The 19135-nt window shown below is 48.1% G+C and carries 20 protein-coding genes and 1 other RNA gene; 9 read left to right on the top strand and 12 right to left on the bottom strand.

The features are described from left to right. Both pyrC and rnpB read left to right on the top strand, forming a co-directional pair. Positions 1–1053: a dihydroorotase gene (gene pyrC, locus QUE60_RS08235; RefSeq protein ID WP_286226717.1), complete on the top strand. Its 1053-nt coding sequence runs from the start codon at positions 1–3 to the stop codon at positions 1051–1053. A 42-nt stretch (positions 1054–1095) separates the two neighbouring features. Beyond that, positions 1096–1402, top strand: an RNA gene (gene rnpB / locus QUE60_RS08230) — RNase P RNA component class A. Here rnpB and QUE60_RS08225 read toward each other — a convergent pair. Then, positions 1391–1813: an OsmC family protein gene (locus tag QUE60_RS08225; protein ID WP_286227514.1), complete on the bottom strand. Its 423-nt coding sequence runs from the start codon at positions 1811–1813 to the stop codon at positions 1391–1393. The genes rnpB and QUE60_RS08225 overlap by 12 nt on opposite strands. A gap of 419 nt (positions 1814–2232) precedes the next feature. Here QUE60_RS08225 and rplM point away from each other — a divergent pair, with 419 nt between their 5' ends. The 4 genes from rplM (at position 2233) to erpA (ending at position 4659) form a co-directional block, all read left to right on the top strand. Beyond that, the gene (rplM, locus tag QUE60_RS08220) at positions 2233–2661 is read left to right on the top strand and encodes a 50S ribosomal protein L13 (protein ID WP_286226716.1); all 429 of its coding nucleotides are present in this window, start codon (positions 2233–2235) and stop codon (positions 2659–2661) included. A 9-nt stretch (positions 2662–2670) separates the two neighbouring features. Continuing rightward, positions 2671–3063 carry a 30S ribosomal protein S9 gene (gene rpsI, locus QUE60_RS08215; protein ID WP_286226715.1) on the top strand — a complete coding sequence of 131 codons (393 nt, stop codon included), beginning with the start codon at positions 2671–2673 and terminating at the stop codon, positions 3061–3063. Between the two features lie 88 nt (positions 3064–3151). Then, positions 3152–4210, top strand: a complete 1059-nt coding sequence (gene argC, locus QUE60_RS08210; protein WP_286226714.1) for an N-acetyl-gamma-glutamyl-phosphate reductase — start codon at positions 3152–3154, stop codon at positions 4208–4210. A 68-nt stretch (positions 4211–4278) separates the two neighbouring features. Then, a complete protein-coding gene (erpA, locus tag QUE60_RS08205) occupies positions 4279–4659 on the top strand; it encodes an iron-sulfur cluster insertion protein ErpA (protein ID WP_286223556.1) in 381 nt (126 codons plus the stop codon). A gap of 6 nt (positions 4660–4665) precedes the next feature. Here erpA and QUE60_RS08200 read toward each other — a convergent pair whose 3' ends face one another. Beyond that, complete coding sequence (locus QUE60_RS08200) at positions 4666–5811, bottom strand: anhydro-N-acetylmuramic acid kinase (protein ID WP_286226713.1); 1146 nt, start codon at positions 5809–5811, stop codon at positions 4666–4668. 80 nt (positions 5812–5891) lie between these two features. Here QUE60_RS08200 and tyrS point away from each other — a divergent pair, with 80 nt between their 5' ends. Continuing rightward, positions 5892–7118: a tyrosine--tRNA ligase gene (gene tyrS / locus QUE60_RS08195; RefSeq protein ID WP_286226712.1), complete on the top strand. Its 1227-nt coding sequence runs from the start codon at positions 5892–5894 to the stop codon at positions 7116–7118. 6 nt (positions 7119–7124) lie between these two features. Here tyrS and ruvB read toward each other — a convergent pair whose 3' ends face one another. From ruvB to QUE60_RS08145, 10 genes are all read right to left on the bottom strand, one after another. Beyond that, entirely contained in the window at positions 7125–8186 is a 1062-nt protein-coding gene (ruvB, locus tag QUE60_RS08190; protein ID WP_286226711.1) for a Holliday junction branch migration DNA helicase RuvB, read from the bottom strand. A gap of 3 nt (positions 8187–8189) precedes the next feature. After that, entirely contained in the window at positions 8190–8771 is a 582-nt protein-coding gene (ruvA, locus tag QUE60_RS08185; RefSeq protein ID WP_286226710.1) for a Holliday junction branch migration protein RuvA, read from the bottom strand. A 9-nt stretch (positions 8772–8780) separates the two neighbouring features. Further along, positions 8781–9275 (bottom strand): crossover junction endodeoxyribonuclease RuvC, encoded by a 495-nt coding sequence (gene ruvC / locus QUE60_RS08180; protein ID WP_286226709.1) that lies wholly within the window; start codon positions 9273–9275, stop codon positions 8781–8783. 2 nt (positions 9276–9277) lie between these two features. After that, positions 9278–10861 carry a bifunctional phosphoribosylaminoimidazolecarboxamide formyltransferase/IMP cyclohydrolase gene (purH, locus tag QUE60_RS08175; RefSeq protein WP_286226708.1) on the bottom strand — a complete coding sequence of 528 codons (1584 nt, stop codon included), beginning with the start codon at positions 10859–10861 and terminating at the stop codon, positions 9278–9280. Positions 10862–10863: 2 nt separating this feature from the next. Next, complete coding sequence (locus QUE60_RS08170) at positions 10864–11103, bottom strand: helix-turn-helix domain-containing protein (RefSeq protein WP_108509095.1); 240 nt, start codon at positions 11101–11103, stop codon at positions 10864–10866. Between the two features lie 10 nt (positions 11104–11113). Beyond that, positions 11114–12130: a tRNA dihydrouridine synthase DusB gene (gene dusB / locus QUE60_RS08165; RefSeq protein WP_286226707.1), complete on the bottom strand. Its 1017-nt coding sequence runs from the start codon at positions 12128–12130 to the stop codon at positions 11114–11116. A 75-nt stretch (positions 12131–12205) separates the two neighbouring features. Further along, the gene (locus QUE60_RS08160; RefSeq protein ID WP_286226706.1) at positions 12206–13354 is read right to left on the bottom strand and encodes an FAD-dependent monooxygenase; all 1149 of its coding nucleotides are present in this window, start codon (positions 13352–13354) and stop codon (positions 12206–12208) included. 11 nt (positions 13355–13365) lie between these two features. Further along, positions 13366–14742: an aminopeptidase P N-terminal domain-containing protein gene (locus tag QUE60_RS08155; protein ID WP_286226705.1), complete on the bottom strand. Its 1377-nt coding sequence runs from the start codon at positions 14740–14742 to the stop codon at positions 13366–13368. Positions 14743–14752: 10 nt separating this feature from the next. Beyond that, complete coding sequence (gene murU / locus QUE60_RS08150; protein WP_286226704.1) at positions 14753–15463, bottom strand: N-acetylmuramate alpha-1-phosphate uridylyltransferase MurU; 711 nt, start codon at positions 15461–15463, stop codon at positions 14753–14755. A gap of 14 nt (positions 15464–15477) precedes the next feature. Beyond that, positions 15478–16479, bottom strand: a complete 1002-nt coding sequence (locus tag QUE60_RS08145; RefSeq protein WP_286226703.1) for an aminoglycoside phosphotransferase family protein — start codon at positions 16477–16479, stop codon at positions 15478–15480. Between the two features lie 33 nt (positions 16480–16512). Here QUE60_RS08145 and QUE60_RS08140 point away from each other — a divergent pair, with 33 nt between their 5' ends. Beyond that, positions 16513–17514: an LPS-assembly protein LptD gene (locus QUE60_RS08140; RefSeq protein WP_286226702.1), complete on the top strand. Its 1002-nt coding sequence runs from the start codon at positions 16513–16515 to the stop codon at positions 17512–17514. Further along, positions 17483–19111: an LPS-assembly protein LptD gene (locus tag QUE60_RS08135; RefSeq protein ID WP_286226701.1), complete on the top strand. Its 1629-nt coding sequence runs from the start codon at positions 17483–17485 to the stop codon at positions 19109–19111. The genes QUE60_RS08140 and QUE60_RS08135 overlap by 32 nt, the downstream gene beginning before the upstream one ends. Positions 19112–19135 lie beyond the last annotated feature (24 nt).

Raw genomic sequence — 19135 nt, 5'->3', positions numbered from 1 at the left:
ATGAACAGAACGCTTACCATCACGCGCCCAGACGATTGGCATTTACATGTTCGAGATGGCGCTGTCCTAAATGATGTCTTGGTGCATACCGCAGCTCAATTTGGGCGCGCAATCATCATGCCCAATCTGAAACCACCGGTTACTACGGTTGATCTAGCCAAAGCCTATGAGGCTCGGATTCAGAAGGCATTAAAACAACTGGGAATTAGTCATTTCTCCCCGCTCATGACCTTATATCTCACAGACAATACCTCAGCGAACGAGGTCAAAAAAGCTAGCGAGAACGGTATTATTGGATTTAAGCTATACCCCGCGGGCGCGACAACGAATAGCGATGGCGGTGTCACAGATATTAAAAAAGCATACCCCGCTTTAGAGGCCATGCAGCGCTATTCGGTTCCCTTACTGATTCATGGTGAGGTTACCGAGCAAGCGATTGATATCTTTGACCGTGAAGCGGTCTTTATTGATCGTATCTTGGACCCCATTCGTAAGCAATTTCCAGAACTACGTATCGTGTTCGAGCATATTACGACGAAGCAAGCGGCCCACTATGTGCGTGATGCCAATACCGATGGCAGGAATACTCTAGCTGCAACGATTACGGCTCACCATCTACTAATGAACCGAAATAGTTTGTTTACTGGTGGTATTCGTCCTCACCATTATTGCTTACCTGTCCTCAAGCGCGAGGAGCACCGAGTTGCATTAGTAGAAATGGCAACCAGCGGTAACCCACGCTTCTTCTTGGGAACGGATAGCGCTCCTCATCCAAAAGGTGAAAAGGAGAGTAGTTGTGGGTGCGCGGGATGCTATACCGCGCACAATGCACTGGGTCTCTATGCAGAGGCTTTTGATAGTGTTGGGAAACTTGATCGACTCGAGGGATTTGCAAGTCATTTTGGTGCTGACTATTACGGCTTACCTCGACATACAGAAACAATAACTCTTGTGAATCAACCCCGGACCGTACCATTTGAGTACCCCATGGGGGAGTCAATTCTTGTTCCTTTGCGTGCGGGTGAAACCATCGGCTGGTCCATTGCCCATTAATTTAGCAGTACAAATTTGTTTCCTCGTTTAGACTGTCATCGCAGAGTTAACCAGGCAATCGCTGCTTTCGTAAGAAAGGAGAGGAAAGTCCGGACTCCATAGGGCAGGGTGTTGGCTAACAGCCATCCACGGTGACGTGCGGAATAGGGCCACAGAGACGAGCGTATTCAGTTACGGTGAAACGCGGCAACCTCCACTCGGAGCAATCCCAAGTAAGCAAATGTTGACATGGCCCGTCGAGTTTGCGGGTAGGGAGCTTGAGCCTGTAGGTAACTGCAGGCCTAGAGGAATGATTGCCCCTTAATGCAAATTAGGGCGACAGAATCCGGCTTATCGGTTAACTCTGCACTACTTCAAAGCTGTAGGTAATTTCAGCCGTTTTGCCAAGCATTGCAGTGGCTGAGCAATACTTATCGTGAGACAGTGCAATCGCCCGCTCAACCTTACCGGGGTCTAAGTTCGAGCCCTTCACCAAAAAATGTAGATTTATTTTAGTGAATACCTTCGGGTCGGATTCTGCGCGCTCCGCTTTTACAGACACCTCACAGCCGCTCACGGCTTGACGAGAGCGTTGTAGGATTAAAACCACATCAAACGCCGTACAACCCCCTGCGCCTGCCAGCAAGAGCTCCATCGGGCGAGGTGCTAAGTTATTCCCACCCGCTTCGGGGGCGCCGTCCATATTGAGGATATGGCCTGTGCCCGTCCGTGCCATAAAAGCCATCCCGGCGCTAGGTAACCAGTCGATTTTGCATTCCATCATATAAAAATCCTCAAATAATATTATTTCTAATTAAATCAATACGTTGTATCAAAAAATGGCCCTATAAGTCTTATATAAAATATAGGGTAAACCCAAATTTTTTCTTGCAATGCACAAGGTTTAGTCCTAAAATTATTCTATTGATGTCAATTTTGATTTACTTAAAGTCATTTTTTAAGTATCAAGTTTGCATTCTACTGATGTCTCCTCCACCCAAACATTGGTGGATTTCAACCCGGGATTGATTCCCGGGTTTTTTTTGATATATAATTCAAGGCTTTACTGAATTACCGATTCGGTCAGCGGTAATTTGTTGGACCAATTGAGGGATCTGATCTGCGAGCCTGCAAACATAAGCGGAGCCAAAGTGCGATTTCTGAGTTGGAGTGTGTTGACCAAACAATTTGAAAGTAATCATGAAAACCTTTTCCGCAAAACCGCATGAGGTAAAGCGCGAGTGGTTCGTGATTGACGCTACGGACAAAGTCCTCGGTCGTGTCGCCAGTGAAGTGGCACTCCGTTTACGCGGCAAGCACAAACCCGAATTTACCCCTCACGTCGATACTGGCGATTTTATTGTCGTTATCAACTCATCCAAACTTCGCGTCACTGGAAGTAAGGGACTCAATAAGATTTATTACCGTCATAGTGGCTATCCTGGTGGTATTAGCTCGACCAACTTTGACAAGATGCAAGCACGCTTTCCAGCGCGCGCTCTTGAGAAGGCTGTGAAAGGCATGTTGCCTAAAGGCCCCCTTGGCTACGCCATGATCAAGAAGCTCAAAGTCTATGGCGATTCTACGCATCCCCACGCGGCTCAACAGCCTAAACCTTTAGAGATTTAAGGAAGCGATATGTACGGAAATTGGAACTACGGAACAGGACGTCGCAAGAGCTCAGTGGCTCGCGTCTTCATTAAATCAGGTAAAGGTGAGATTACCGTGAATGGCAAGCCCATTGACGCTTATTTTGCACGCGAAACTTCACGTATGATCGCTCGTCAGCCTTTAGCGCTGACCAGCAATCTAACCACGTTTGATATTCAAGTGAACGTTCGCGGTGGCGGCGAGACTGGCCAAGCTGGTGCTGTGCGTCACGGTGTAACCCGTGCGCTGATTGATTATGACGCGGCTCTCAAGCCAACCCTGTCAAAAGCTGGATTGGTGACTCGTGATGCCCGTGAGGTTGAGCGTAAGAAAGTTGGTTTACACGGCGCTCGCCGTCGTAAGCAATTCAGTAAGCGTTAAGCGACACCGAAATGTTTGGAAGGGGCCGCTAATGCGGCCCTTTATTTTTATACAATTTGTCTAATGATCAGTGGCAATGGAGAAGAGCATGATTAAAGTTGGTATTGTGGGTGGCACGGGGTATACGGGCGTTGAATTACTTCGCCTTTTGGCCCAGCATCCTCAGGTTCAACTGCATTCGATCACTTCTCGATCTGAAGCCGGCATGGCTGTTGCTGAAATGTTTCCATCCTTACGCAATCGCGTGGATTTGAAATTTACTACTCCAGAGAATGCCAAGCTTACTGAATGTGATGCTGTATTTTTTGCGACTCCACACGGGGTGGCAATGGCGCAAGCTAAAGAATTACTCGCAGCCAATGTGAAGATATTAGATCTTGCCGCAGACTTTCGTCTTCAAGACACCAAGGTCTTTGAGCAATGGTATGGAATGCCGCACGCATGCCCAGACATCTTGAAGGAGGCTGTTTATGGTTTGCCAGAAATCAATCGGGAGAAAATAAAGCGGGCTCGGATCGTTGGTTTGGCAGGTTGCTATCCAACGTCGGTGCAGCTAGGGCTTGCTCCATTGTTATCGCCAAAGAACGGCTTCTCAAAGTTGCTCATTGATGCCCAGCGAATCATTGCCGACTGTAAATCTGGAACTTCCGGCGCAGGTCGTAAAGCCGAAATTGCTACCTTGCTATCTGAGGCAAGTGATAACTTCAAAGCATATGCCGTTAAGGGCCATCGTCATTTGCCTGAGATTACGCAAGGCTTGAGGGCTATTGCAGGGCATGATCAGGTGGCTTTGACCTTTGTGCCACATCTAACCCCGATGATTCGGGGGATCCATTCAACCCTATACGTTCAGTTAACCGCAGAGGGTAGATCGGTCGACTTTCAGGCCCTATATGAAAGTTTTTATGCCAATGAGCCCTTCGTGGATGTCATGCCAGCGGGGAGCCACCCAGAAACCCGCTCAGTGCGGGGCAGTAATGGCATGAAGATTGCGGTTCATCGGCCTGACGGTGGCGACACCCTCGTCATTTTGGTGGTTGAAGATAATTTGGTGAAAGGTGCCTCGGGCCAAGGTGTCCAGTGCCTAAACATCATGTTTGGCTTTCCTGAATCCATGGGCCTCGAGCAGATTGCCCTCATGCCATGATTCACCCTGTGCAAATAGGGGAATTAGAGCCTACAATCAATCGTATAGATGTTTAAAAGGGAGTAATCATGACCGCTACCAATACCGCTGTTGATCAAGCTTCAGCCATGGCTGAGCCACCAGTGCCATTGATCTTTACGGATAGTGCAGCCGCTAAGGTTGCTGACTTAATTGCTGAAGAAGGAAATCCTGAGTTAAAGCTTCGTGTCTTTGTTCAGGGCGGCGGATGTTCTGGATTTCAGTATGGGTTTACTTTTGATGACGCTGTTAATGAGGATGACACCAGTTTTGAAAAAAACGGGGTGACTTTATTGGTTGATTCAATGAGTTTTCAGTATCTTGTGGGCGCGGAGATTGACTATAAAGAAGATATCAATGGTTCGCAGTTTGTGATCAAAAATCCGAATGCAACTACCACTTGTGGTTGTGGCTCATCCTTTTCAGCCTAATTGATTTCAGGCAGGGTAGAGCGTCCCAAGGATTCGTAAACCTTTTGCTCCAGTAACGGCCGGCACATTTGCTGGCCGTTTTTGCATGAAGGCCCAGGCTAACCAGGCAAAAGCCAGACTTTCAACCAGTTGGGGATCAATCCCAAATTGGGTTGATGAGGCAATCTTTAGATTCGGTAGTTGATGGCGAGCTTGAATTTTAAGAAGCTCAAGTAGGGCAATATTCTTAACGCCGCCTCCGCACACAATCAGGGCCTGCGTATTGCACGCATAAGAGCGTAATGCACCAAGGATGCTATCAATCGTGAGCTGCATGAGCGTAGCTTGAACATCCTCAGGGGAGAGCGCAAGCCCTATCATCAAATGATTTAGCCAGTGCAAATTAAAATGGTCACGCCCCGTACTCTTGGGAGGATGCTTTGCAAAGTAAGGGTCTTGTAACATCCGCTCCAACAGTTCTGAATTGGGTGTGCCCGTACTGGCCCACCGTCCGTCATCGTCAAACGCTTTTCCAAGATGGTGATGTACCCACGCATCGAGTAATAAATTGCCCGGTCCACAATCAAAACCAGTGACTTCACCAGATGCTGGAAGAATCGTTAAATTAGCAATTCCACCAATGTTCAAAATGGCACGATTTTCAAGGGGATCATAAAACTGCTCATAATGAAAGGCAGGCACTAGAGGTGCACCTTCGCCACCAGCAGCCATATCGCGCTCACGAAAATTAGCAATGACCGTGATCCCAGTGAGCTCAGCCAATAAGGCCGCATTTAGGCTCTGATGGGTATAGCTTTTCAGATGATCGGAAGCGGGTTGATGACGCAGTGTTTGCCCATGGGCACCAATTGCGCTGACTGCGCTAGGCTGAATATTTTGAATCCGCAACAGCTCTTGGCATGCCTGTGCATACGCATTGGCAAGTGCGTTGGCTGCAAGGTGTTCGCGATGAAGTTCGTTGCTGCAAGCAAATTGCAATTCGGCAAGCTCCGACCTCAGGTGCGCATCAAACCCGACACTGTGGGACTGAATCCGGTGAGCTTTGCCAGTAGCATCAACTTCAGCCAAGACTGCATCGATACCATCGAGGCTGGTTCCCGACATGAGCCCAATGAATAGAGAGCTCGAGGCGTTTGCTTGATTAGAATTCAAGGGTGTGGCGAACTTTCTTGAGAATGCGACAATATCACGTTAACGAAATTAAACCCTTAATTTAACTGAAAAAATTAGGTATGAGCACAAAACCCTATCCAGTGACCCCGCGCGTACTTGAGGCTATGGAAGTTACCAAGCGTGGCTGTGAGGAGTTATTGGTCGAGGCGGATTGGCTACAGAAATTAGCGCGCAGCGAAGCAACTCACAAACCCTTACGAATTAAATTGGGTTTGGATCCAACTGCACCGGATATTCACTTGGGGCATACCGTTGTTTTAAACAAGCTACGTCAGTTACAAGATCTAGGTCATACTGTCATTTTCTTGATTGGCGACTTTACCAGCATGATTGGCGATCCGTCTGGGCGCAATAGCACCCGTCCGCCATTAACCCCAGAAGAGATTGCAGTCAATGCAAAAACGTATTATCAGCAAGCTAGCATCATCTTAGATCCCAGTAAAACGGAAGTACGTTACAACAGCGAGTGGTGTGACGCGTTGGGCGCGCGCGGCATGATTACCTTAGCGGCTAAATACACAGTCGCCCGGATGTTGGAACGCGATGACTTTACCAAGCGCTATCGGGGTGGTGTGCCGATTTCGGTGCACGAGTTTTTGTATCCACTCATGCAGGGTTATGACTCAGTGGCCTTACATAGTGATTTAGAGCTTGGGGGCACCGATCAAAAATTTAATCTTCTCGTCGGTCGTGAACTACAAAAAGAGTATGGCCAAGAGCCGCAATGCATCTTGACTATGCCTCTTTTGGTGGGTCTTGATGGGGTTGAGAAGATGAGTAAGTCCAAGGGCAATTACATCGGTATCAACGAGCCCGCCAATGAGATGTTTGGCAAGGTGATGAGTATTTCCGATGAGCTCATGTGGAGCTATTTCACATTATTGTCATTTAGACCGATGGCCGAAATCGATCTCATGAAGCAAGAGGTCGCTGCGGGACGAAATCCGCGGGATTGCAAGGTGTTATTGGGCCAAGAAATTGTGGCTCGTTTTCATTCGCAGGTAGCTGCAGAGAAGGCGCTGGAAGACTTTAATCATCGCGCCAAAGGCGGAATACCCGACGATATTCCTACGCTTGAGTTAACGGGGGCTCCGCTCGGTATTGCTGCTCTTTTGAAGGCTGCTAATTTGGTGCCATCGACCTCGGAGGCCAATCGCAATATTGAGCAACATGGTGTACGGATTGATGGATCAGTTGTGAGTGATAAGACCCTGAAATTGGAGCCCGGCACTTATGTGGTTCAAGTTGGTAAGCGCCGCTTTGTTAAAGTCACGCTCTTAAAATAACGTCACTCAATCGAGTAAATCGAGGTTTGCAGAGCTACTTGGCGCCTTGAGGCCAAAATGCTCATAACACTGACGAGTCGCAATGCGGCCACGCGAGGTGCGTTGTAAATATCCCTGTTGAATCAGAAAGGGTTCTAATACGTCTTCAATAGTGTCGCGTTCTTCGCCAATGGCTGCAGCCAAGTTATCAATGCCGACTGGACCTCCATTGAATTTATGCAAGATCGCCTCGAGTAGTTTGCGATCCATGACATCAAAGCCCATCGGATCAACATCTAGCATGGCTAGGGCAGCGTCAGCCATTGATTTTGTGATTACTCCGCTACCCTTCACCTCAGCATAGTCCCGAACCCGACGAAGTAAGCGGTTCGCAATCCGAGGAGTGCCGCGGGCGCGACGCGCGATCTCGCTTGCACCCTGGGGATCAATCTGGGCATTCAGTAAGGTGGCCGAACGTTCAATAATTTTAGTAAGCTCAGCGGACGAATAAAACTCAAGTCTTGCCACAATCCCAAAGCGATCGCGCAAGGGATTGGTTAGCATACCAGCACGCGTCGTTGCTCCAATTAATGTGAAGGGCTTGAGGTCCAACTTCACACTGCGGGCTGCAGGACCCTCACCAATCATAATATCGAGCGAATAATCCTCAAGAGCTGGATAAAGAATCTCTTCAACGACTGGTGAGAGCCGATGAATCTCATCAATAAAAAGGACATCGTTTTCTTCGAGGTTGGTAAGAAGTGCGGCAAGATCACCGGGGCGATCCAATACTGGACCACTAGTTTGTCGAAGATTAACCCCAAGCTCTCGGGCAATGATGTGCGCTAGGGTCGTTTTGCCTAAACCGGGTGGGCCGAACAATAAAACATGATCTAAGGCTTCTTTGCGCTTACGGGTCGCATTGATAAAAATTTCCAGTTGTGAGCGTGCTTTGCTTTGACCAACGTATTCATCGAGCTGCTTTGGTCGAAGGGCGCGCTCAAATACGGCTTCGGCTTGCCCAGCCCCGGGGTTAACAATCCGCTCATCACCATCATCAGCATCTAAGTTATCAGTATGAATTACCACGACTTAACCTTTTGAAAGAGATTTCAAGGCGATCTTAATCCCGTCGGAGACACTGGTATCGGCAGAGATTTGGCGAACTGCCAGATGCGCCTCTTTATCCGAGTATCCCAAGGAAACCAATGCTTGAATCACCTCGGAAGTGGTATCGGGCTTGCCAGATGGATTCTGGGAAATTCCTAAATCGGGGGCTAATTTACCCTTGAGCTCCAATAAAAGGCGTTCAGCCGTCTTTTTGCCAATACCAGGAACCCGAACTAAGGCACCTGGATCTTGGGTAGCAATTGCTTGAATCAACTCACTCACACTCATGCCCGATAGCACCGCTAGGGCAGTGCGTGCCCCAACCCCACTGATCTTGATGAGTGCTCGGAAGGCGTTGCGCTCGGCTCCGGTGGCAAAACCAAATAATTGTTGTTGATCCTCGCGTACATGGAAATGCGTAAGAAGGGTGATCATTTGACCCACAGGTGGTAATTGATACAGGGTGCTCATTGGCACGTCGACTTCGTAGCCGACCCCATGGCAATCAATCAGCAATTTAGGAGCTGAAATCGTAATAAGTGTGCCATGGATACGTCCAATCATGCCTCTATCTTAACGCTTTGCTTTACTCATTTGAACCTGATGATGGTGAGCCGCACAAATGGCGACCCCAAGTGCATCGGCTGCATCGGGTGATGGACTTTTTTTGAGCTTGAGTAAACGCTTTACCATTTCTTGCATTTGTGTTTTATTGGCCCGACCAGTACCGACGATCGCCTGCTTGACGCCACGCGCACTGTATTCAGAGACCGAAAGGCCGGTTGAAACAAGGGCGGCAATTACGGCACCTCGTGCTTGACCCAACATGAGGGTGGATCTTGGATTCACGTTTAAAAAAATCTCTTCAATGGCAGCGGCATCGGGCTGGTAGCGAAGAAGCACCTCTTGGACACCTTGATATAAGGTGCCAAGACGATGAGGTAAACCTAAGGCAACTTCGCCACTCTCAATCGTGCCTGAACTAATGTAGCGCAATTGCTGGCCTTCAAGTTCAATGACTCCAAAGCCAGTGGTTCGTAAGCCAGGATCGATACCCAACCAGCGCATGATTAATGTCTAAAGTGTCGTGTGCTAGTGAACACCATTGCAATGCCATGCTCATTAGCCGCTTCAATCACTTCGGGGTCGCGCATGCTACCACCCGGTTGAATTACGCTTGTTGCTCCGGCAGCCACAACTACATCTAGCCCATCCCGAAACGGGAAGAAGGCATCGCTCGCAACCGCAGAACCTTTCAGGCTCAGGCCGGCATGCTCAGCCTTAATGCTTGCAATTCGGGCAGAGTCAATCCGACTCATTTGTCCAGCGCCGATCCCTAAGGTCATGCCATTGGCACAATACACAATTGCATTCGACTTCACAAACTTGGCGACTCGCCAGGCAAACATTAAATCGGCTAATTCGGTGGGGCTCGGCTGACGTTTAGTCATGACCTGTAATTCTTGGGGAAGTACATTCTTTGAATCACTCGACTGCACTAACAAACCGCCCCCGACGCGTTTGAAGTCAAATTGATTCAGAGGATTAGCCCCTTCGTTAGGAAGCGGAATTTCGAGAAGACGTACATTTTGCTTAGAAGCAAAAATTGCCTTGGCAGACTCGGTAAAAGAGGGCGCGATGAGTACTTCAACAAATTGCTTTGCAATTGCTGTAGCGCATGCCTCATCACAGGTACGATTGAGTGCAATGATTCCGCCAAAAGCAGAAGTTGGATCGGTTTGTAATGCTTTTAGATAGGCTTTTTCTGCGGTATCCGCTATCGCTACGCCACAAGGATTGGCATGTTTAATAATGACACACGCCGCTTGATCATGACTAATGGATTTAACGCATTCCCAGGCAGCATCTGAGTCGGCAATATTGTTAAAAGACAACTCTTTACCTTGAAGCTGTTGATAATGAGCGAGACTCCCAACAGGCGGTACGAGGTCTTTATAAAACGCTGCCGATTGGTGAGGGTTCTCACCATAGCGCATTTCTTGAACGCGCTCAAATGCTAAATGCAGAGTCTGTGGATAGGGGTGGCGCTTCTGATGATCTTGCGTATCGTCTAAAGAACTTAAGTAGTTCGCAATTGCTCCATCGTATTGGGCGGTATGTGCAAACACTTTTTTGGCTAGTGCTAAGTTGGTTGCAAACGAAACTGCATTCTGATTACGACGCATCTCATCCAAAACCATTGTGTAATCCGCTGGGGAGATGAGTACGGTGACATCTTGATGATTCTTAGCGGCAGCTCGTAACATGGCTGGTCCGCCAATATCAATATTTTCAACTGCCTCCTCAAAGCTACACTGGTCCTGACTAACCGTTTGCGTAAAGGGGTAGAGATTAATCACCAATAGATCGATTGGTTCAATCCCGTACTTGGCGATGGCGGCCATATGTTCTTTGGAGTCGCGTCGAGCTAATAAGCCGCCATGAACCTTTGGGTGTAAGGTTTTGACCCGACCGTCCAACATTTCGGGGAACTCGGTAAGGCTTGCCACCTCAGTAACCGGTAAGCCTTCTTGGGCCAACAGTTTAGCGGTGCCGCCAGTTGAGATCAGTTTTACACCTAAGCCATGCAGTGCTTGAGCAAACTGAACAATACCATTTTTATCGGATACGGAGAGGAGGGCTGTACGAATCATAATTAGATTAAGCGATGCTCTAAAAGTTTTTTGCGTAAGGTATTGCGATTAATCCCTAAATACGATGCGGCTAAGGATTGGTTTTGTTTGGCATGTGCCATCACCAGTTCTAACATCGGCTTTTCAACCACACTCAAGACCATTTGATAAATATCATTGGGCGGTGTACCTTTGAGGTCATCAAGGTAGCGTTGCAGATTGATCTCAATGCACTCCGTAACGGGATGTTTATTACTTTTCATAATGGGTCAATTAGGCTGCTTCTAAAAATAAAAGATGATCCGAGTGGAGCTTCATTTCATCAAAATAATCATTGACGAGTTGCAATTGGGTTTTGCAATCCTCGGCGCTATTCATTTGGTGACGAAACGCATGCGAGTTGCGTAAGCCTTTGCAATACCAGGCAATATGCTTGCGCGCGGTTCGCAGCCCCGTGTACTCGCCATAGAATGCGTAGTGATCTAGTAGATGCTCATTGAGGATCGCTTGAATTTCATGAATCCGTGGGGCAGGTAGGAGTTCACCCGTTTTTAGATAGTGCTCAATTTCCCGAAAAATCCAGGGTCTGCCTTGTGCTGCTCGTCCAATCATGAGTGCATCCGCGCCAGTGATGCGCAAAACCTGCTTGGCTTTTTCGGGACTGTTGATATCGCCATTAGCAACCACCGGAATGCTGATATGGCTTTTCACGGCCGCAATCGTTTCATATTCGGCGTCACCATGATATAAATCCGCTCTGGTACGCCCATGAATCGTGAGCATCGAAATTCCAGCGTCCTGCGCAATTTTTGCAATTTCTAGCGCGTTCTTATGATCACGATCCCAGCCGGTTCTAATTTTGAGTGTCACGGGCACCGCATCAGGGCCAGTGCCAACAGCATGAACCACCGACTCCACAATTTGCTGTACTAAAGGTTGATCTTTTAGGAGGGCAGAACCAGCGGCGACATTACACACTTTTTTTGCCGGACAGCCCATATTGATATCAATGATTTGAGCGCCTCGATCCACATTCAAGCGAGCTGCTTGCGCCATCATCTTTGGATCTGCTCCTGCAATTTGGACTGCAATGGGTTTGAACTCGCCAACATGATTGGCGCGCCTCAAGGTTTTTTCACTATTCCACAGCATGGCATTGGAGGCGATCATTTCCGAGACCGCATAACCTGCCCCTAATTTTTTACATAATTGTCGAAAGGGGCGATCAGTGACACCAGCCATAGGCGCAACAAATAGAGCATTGGCTAGTGAGTAAGGACCGATTTGCATACCGAGGGAAATGGATCTGGATTGGAGGCACCACTGTACCACACCCGTTACTCAACTGCTTAATTTTTAGGCAATCTAGCGCCGCCCAAACATCATTTGCTTGGCGAGAGTAACTTTTACAGGAGGTAGCCAGGCGAGAGCGCTTAGTGCTAGGCCACGCGAGACCCGAATGGGGAGTAGTGGTGACGTGAACACGCGTGCTAAGAAGTCGGTAATACCAATCGTTACGCGCCGATCAATTTGGCGGCTTTTTGCATACTCAAGCAGTTGCGTTTTCACAGCATTAGGCGTTACTGCCTGTGTTTGCTTAAAGAGGTCGGCGAGTTTCTCAGCGACTAGGTAAGCATCGCGTAGGCCAAGATTAAGGCCTTGGCCAGCCACGGGATGCAAGGTCTGTGCGGCATTACCAATCCATACCTCATGATCAATGCAAATTTCTTTGCGGTAGTTCAAGCCAAGGTCATACAAACGGCGATTAGCGATCTTGGTAAATCGACCCAGGCGCCGACCAAAACTATGCTCCAGTTCATTGAGAAACTCATCATCACTGAGAGCTAGTCGGCGTTGACTCGATTCTGGGGAGGCGCACCAGACCAGATTATGCGTATTAGGTCCAAGATGCGAGGGTAGAAGCGCAAGCGGACCCTCGTCGGTAAAACGCTCCCACGCTTGATGGGCAATTGGATGCTCAACATCCACAGTGCCCACGAGGGCAGCTTGACGGTAATCGCGGCCTGACTCGACCCAATCTTGCTGCTTAAACAGCCCGCCCTCGGCATGTACGATGCATGCAGCTAGTGGTGTATTGAAGCTTTCATCCGCGTTGTGATGCCATACAAAATTAGGTGAATGCTCCCCCAGAGCTCGCAGTGCCTTTCTAAGGGTCAGGTGAATATCACGATAGCGACTAATATGACCCAAGGCATCCTGCCCCAGTTCTTCGCGCGTCATTAAAGCTCGACCAAAGCGACCGACCTGAGAGACGTGAATTCGGTGAATCGCAGGGCAATTGGATGGCCAAGCGTTGATCGTATCCAGTAATAATTTACTGCCATGCGATAGCGCGATACCACGTTGATCGCCTGACTGAATTTGCTCATCATCCTCTGGATTGCGATCAATCAAGGTTAGACTAATACGTGGATTTTTTTGTAAAAGCCAAGTTGCGCAGGCAAGACCGACAGGACCCCCGCCTTGAATGACAACTGCATGAGATGGGTTCATACGCTCATCCATTAAGAGCGGATGATGGATTCAATTTCAACTGGATCAACTGGGACCCCACGGGAAATGAGTTCGCAACCATTGGCGGTCACTAGAGCATCATCTTCAATCCGAATTCCAATATTCCAATAGGCCTGCGGAATATCCTCAGCTGGGCGTATATAAAGACCGGGTTCGATGGTAAGCACCATACTCTCTTGAAGAATGCGCCAAGGTCTTTCAGTATCAGGTTGAGTAACAGTGGTAAGTTCTCGATAGGATCCCACATCATGGACATCCATACCTAACCAATGGCTAGTACGGTGCATATAAAAGCGCTTATAGGCTCCTGTCTCAATGGCATTATCAAGAGAGCCTACTTCGCTAATCCGAATCAACTTTTCATCGATCAAGCCTTGAGTCAGAACTTTTAGCGCAGCTTGGTGGGGATCGATAAACGAATAGCCTGGACGAGTTGCATCAACCGCTGCTTGTTGGGCAGCGAGTGTAATGTCATAGAGCGCGCGCTGGGCACTACTAAATCGTCCATTAATTGGAAAGGTTCGGGTGATATCGGAGGCATAGCCATGAAGCTCGCACCCAGCATCAATTAAACACAGATCACCGTCTATGAGTTCAGCCGATCCTGCACGGTGATGCAACACACAGGCATTCGCACCAGCAGCTACGATGCTGTTATAAGCAACACTCTCGGCCCCGTGATAACGAAACTCATAGAGCAACTCCGCTTCTAATTGATATTCACGTTTTCCGGGCTTACAAGAGCGCATGGCGCGAATGTGAGCTTGCGCAGAAATCGCTGCGGCTTGTCGCATGATGGCGATTTCCTCGGGCCCCTTAAACAAACGCATTTCATGCAAAATAGTTTCAATGTCATGAAATACCTCCGGTGCATTGATCCCCATGCGGGCGCGCTGACGTACCGCATTCATCCATTGCCGCATCGATGCATCATCTTGTGAGGCTGCGGCCAGTTTGATGTATACCGCATCTTGATCCGCTAAGAAATCCGGCAGTTTTTGGTCTAGTTCAGAGTTTGGGTATGCAGCATCTATGAGTAAATGGGAGGGCGCTTCTTGGGGGCCTAAGCGGTATCCATCCCAAATCTCGCGTTCGAGATCTTTGGGGCGACAGAAGAGATGGGTCTCATAGCTGGATTTTGCAACCACCATCACTAAAGTAGCCGCAGGCTCTTCAAAACCGGTGAGATAAAAGAAGTCGCTGTCATGCCGATAAGGAAAGTCGCTATCTCGATTGCGTGCCTTTTCGGGGGACGTTCCTAGAATGACTACCCCACCACCTGTTTTGGCTTGAATGATGGATGCCAAGCGATCACGACGCTGTTGGCAGGCATGCATGAGCGGATTGTGCGAGTTGGGACGATTCATCTTGATGGATTTAGGATCGATTTAGTTCAGCTAAGCGTTCAGGACTACCTACATCCTGCCACGAACCTAAATATTTTTCACCGGAGATTTGATGATTGAGCATTGCCCTGCGTAAGATTGGGGCTAATTTAGCACTTTCTCCCCGATTTAAGCCATCAAATAAGCTCCGGTGGTAGATGCCAATCCCTGAAAAAGTCAGTTTTGGACAGTTGGCATTCAAATACTCCTCGCCGCGTACGATCGTTCCGTCAAGATAAAAGTCGCCCGTCGGATGATGGGGTGGATTAGGAACCAAAATAAGATGAGCCAATAACTGATCTTGATTACGGAGTTGATTGACACGTTGAACCAATTCATGAATGGGAAAATTGGGGCTAAAAACATCCCCATTCATCACTAGAAAGAAGTCGGCCGGGTTGAGAATGGGTAGCGCTTGGCAGATTCCCCCGGCTGTCTCCAGGGCAGTTACCTCCGGAGAATACTGAATAGACAATCCATACTGATGACCATTACCTAATGCCGCCTCGATCTGTTTACCAAGCCAGGCATGGTTGATCACCACATGTTGAATGCCAGCTCGCTGCAGTGATTCTAGATGCCAGCTGAGCAATGATTTGCCACGAACTTTTAATAAGGGTTTCGGAGTATGGTCGCTTAATGGGCGCATACGTTCCCCACGACCAGCGGCCAATAAAAGACAAGGTAGATTCTGTACAGTCATCGATAGTGAACAGTTTAAGACGACTGCTTTGCAACCTGATCCAAAATCCGCAAAAGAGGCTTAAAGCAGCTGTAACGACTCGCAACTGCACGCGTGTATTTGAGAACTAAGGGAATGTCGTTTAAGTAATTGGCTTTGCCATCACGGTGATACAAGCGCGCAAAGATGCCTAGGACTTTCAGATGACGTTGCAGCCCCATCCATTCAAAATCCTGATAGAAATCAGCAAAATCAGGCCGAACTTTCAAGCCGGCTGCGCGGGCCATATCCCAATACTCGATTAAGAAATCAAGCACTTCTTCCTCGGTCCACTCAATGTAAGCATCGCGCAATAAAGAGACAATGTCATATGTAATCGGTCCGTATAAAGCATCCTGAAAATCCAAAATCCCAGGATTATTAGAAGAGCAATTCATTAAATTGCGAGAATGAAAATCTCGGTGGACAAATACTTGCGATTGGGCGAGATTATTTTCTTTGATCAACCGAAAAATGGTATGAAGTTCATTTCTCTCACCATCACTTAGGGTGTATTGATGATGGCGTTTTAAATACCACTCATCAAATAGATCGAGTTCGCGCTGCAGGGTTGCATCATCGTAGGGGGGTAATACGCCCTCACGACTAGCATGCTGCATTTGAACTAAGGCTTGGCTGGCATCTCGGTAAAGCGCTTTTGCATTATTGGGAGATAAGACGCTCAGATAGGTTTTATTTCCCAGATCACTGAGCAGTAGAAATCCCTTTTCCTGGTTTTCTTCGAGGATCAGGGGCACATGAAGCCCCGCATCCTTTAAAAGATTGGCAACCTGAATAAAGGGCAAAACGGCCTCTTTATCGGGCGGAGCATCCATCACAATCAGACTAGGATATTGTGGGTGAGAGCTATTTATTCGGAAATAGCGCCGAAAGCTGGCATCTGCGGAAGCCGGGGCCAAGCTGGTGGGCTCTAGCCCCCAACGGCCCACTAGGCCATCAAGCCATTGATTCAGTTGAATTAAGCGATTGTCAGGCATGATCGATTCGTATAATAAGGGCTGTCTGGATCCATGAGTCATTATCGCCTTCGCGCCGGCATCAGCGCCTATCTTGCATCTTTAAAGACCCCGCTCGTGATCCTGGGCCGGGGGTTATTGCTTAGCCCTCTAATGCTAGCCATGCCACTGATGGCCCAAAACTTAGGCTCAGTTGTTAATACGATTTCACCATTATTACCATCGTCACAACAAAACCAGACTCAGCAGGAGTTACAAAAGCAAGCGCCGGTTCCGATTGGCGAGCCACCTCGACCATTACCAGTTGGATCGCTCCCGACCACCACCTTAGTTCCTAGTCGTGCCGAAGTTACGGTCTTAAAGTTAGATGATCAATTACGGGTTGGTAAACCGATTCCAGATAGTGAGGCCTTGACCTTCACCTTTAGCGATGAAATTGATGGGGTGGTTGATCGTCAAATGAATTTGAAGGGGCGCGCTCAAATTCGTCGGAACAACACCATCATCAAGGCCGATGAAATTAATTATGACCCTGATACTGATATTGCAAATTTAATTGGCAACGTTGAGCTTATTAAAGGAAATACTCAGTTCTCAGGACCCCGCGCACGCTTTAAGGTTGATGCACGCGAAGGCGAGATGGATAAACCGAACTATGAGCTTCGGGATGTGCGCGGGCGTGGTCAAGCGAATAGGCTAACGATTGAGTCAGCCGATGTATTTATCTTTGATAAAGCCACCTATACCACTTGCAGTCCAGATAATTTAGATTGGTATTTCACGGCTAGTCAGATTGAGGTTGATCAAGAACAGAAACAAATGACTGGGCGCAATGGTGTGATGCGTTTCTTTGATGTGCCGATTGCCTACGCACCTTACTTTAGTTTGCCTACGTCCAATCAACGTCGCTCCGGATTATTGGCTCCCGTGATTGGTTATAACTCGAATAAATGGTTTAGATATTGCACAGCCGTACTATGTCAATATTGCACCGAATCGCGATCTCACCGTTACACCTCGGTTCATGAACCACCGCGGCACATTGCTAGGCGGTGATCTTCGTTACATTGATCCCAAGTATTCAGGAACGCTTAGCGGTCAGTTCATGAACTACGACAAAATTTTAGGGCGCGATCGCTGGAAGTACGACTGGCAACAGCGACAAATGTTGGGCCGAGCGTGGAATGGTTACGCGAATGTAAGTAAGGTGTCGGATAACTTATATCCGATCGATTTTTCATATGGCATTGGCGGCGCAGTCACGAATCAGTTTCGGCAAGAAGTGGGAACCAATTATGGCGGTATCAAAAACTGGAATTTCACAGCGCGGGCACTGACCTTTCAGACCCTGCAGCCAGACCCAACAGCACCTGTTACTTCTCCATACAACATCTTGCCCCAAGTCACCGCCAATTATCGTAATCAGCGCGCCTTGGGCGCCCCGGGATCGTTCTCAGGTGGATTTAATCGAACCCCTGACATTACATTCAATGCGGACTTTACGCGCTTTTCATATAACACCAATAATCTGTATGCACCAGCCTCTGGCATGCCACAGGGGGGGTCATTTAGTCAGGCTGATCGAACGGTGATTCGGGGTAGTATCGCCTTGCCACAAATTACCCCAGGATATTTCTTGAGACCCAAGTTAAGTTTTCAGGCCAATCAATATTCTGGGGTGCTCACTAATAGTCCATCGACCTCGATTAATCAATCCTTAAATCAACCTATTCAAGGATTTGCCTTGCCAACTTTTAGTTTGGATTCTGGTTTGGCGTTTGAGCGTGATGCAAGAGAGATGAAGGGTTTCTTTGGGCGCGACATGATTGTGACCATGGAGCCACGTGCATTTTATGTATATACGCCATTCCAAAGTCAGGCACAGACCCCGCTCTTTGATACTGCTGATGCTGGCTTCGGTATTACTCAAATATTTAGTGAGAACACCTTCGTGGGTAATGATCGCGTGGCTGATAACAATAAATTAACGATGGGCTTGACTAGTCGTGTTTTAGAAACAAATACCGGTGCCGAGCGAGCTACGGTAACGTTGGCCCAACGCCAAGACTTCACAGGTCAACGGGTGGGTTTGAACGGTACGATCCAAAACCCAACACGTTATTCCGATACCTTGGGCGCTAGTACGATCCGTTTGCTGGGAAACTTTAACGTTGATTTGTTTGGACAGTACAACACGCAACTTAACCGCTTTGTACAAAGTAGCGTGGGTGCTGGGTGGCGACCGACTCCAGGCCGTAGTCTTAATTTTGCCTACCGTAATGTTTGGAATCCACCAACCGATGGCACGAACTCTGGTGTGACTCAGACCGATCAATACAATGCGTTTGGCGAGTGGCCAATATTTAAAAAATATCGCGTATTAGGCCGTTGGGGATACGATGCCTTAACAGCGAAGACCTTAAATACCTTAGTGGGATTGCAGTATGACGCAGATTGTTGGACCGCTCGGTTTGCATACTCGCAAGCCCGTAATACCTCCCAGATCACCACTACCCAAGTCCTTTTTCAATTAGAATTTAGAGGTTTTGCTAGTGTTGGAAATAATCCAGTCGATGAGATGCGTCTGAACGTTCCTGGGTACCAACCAGTAGCCAAGCCTTTGCCACCTTCACCCTACGAAAATTATCAATAATGATTTTGTGTCGTGATTCATTCC

Origin of the sequence: Polynucleobacter sp. HIN11, from assembly GCF_030297675.1 — a bacterium.
In the GTDB taxonomy this organism is placed as follows: Bacteria; Pseudomonadota; Gammaproteobacteria; order Burkholderiales; family Burkholderiaceae; genus Polynucleobacter.
Note: the sequence above shows the minus strand (reverse complement) of the source record. Positions and strands in the feature narration are given on the sequence as shown.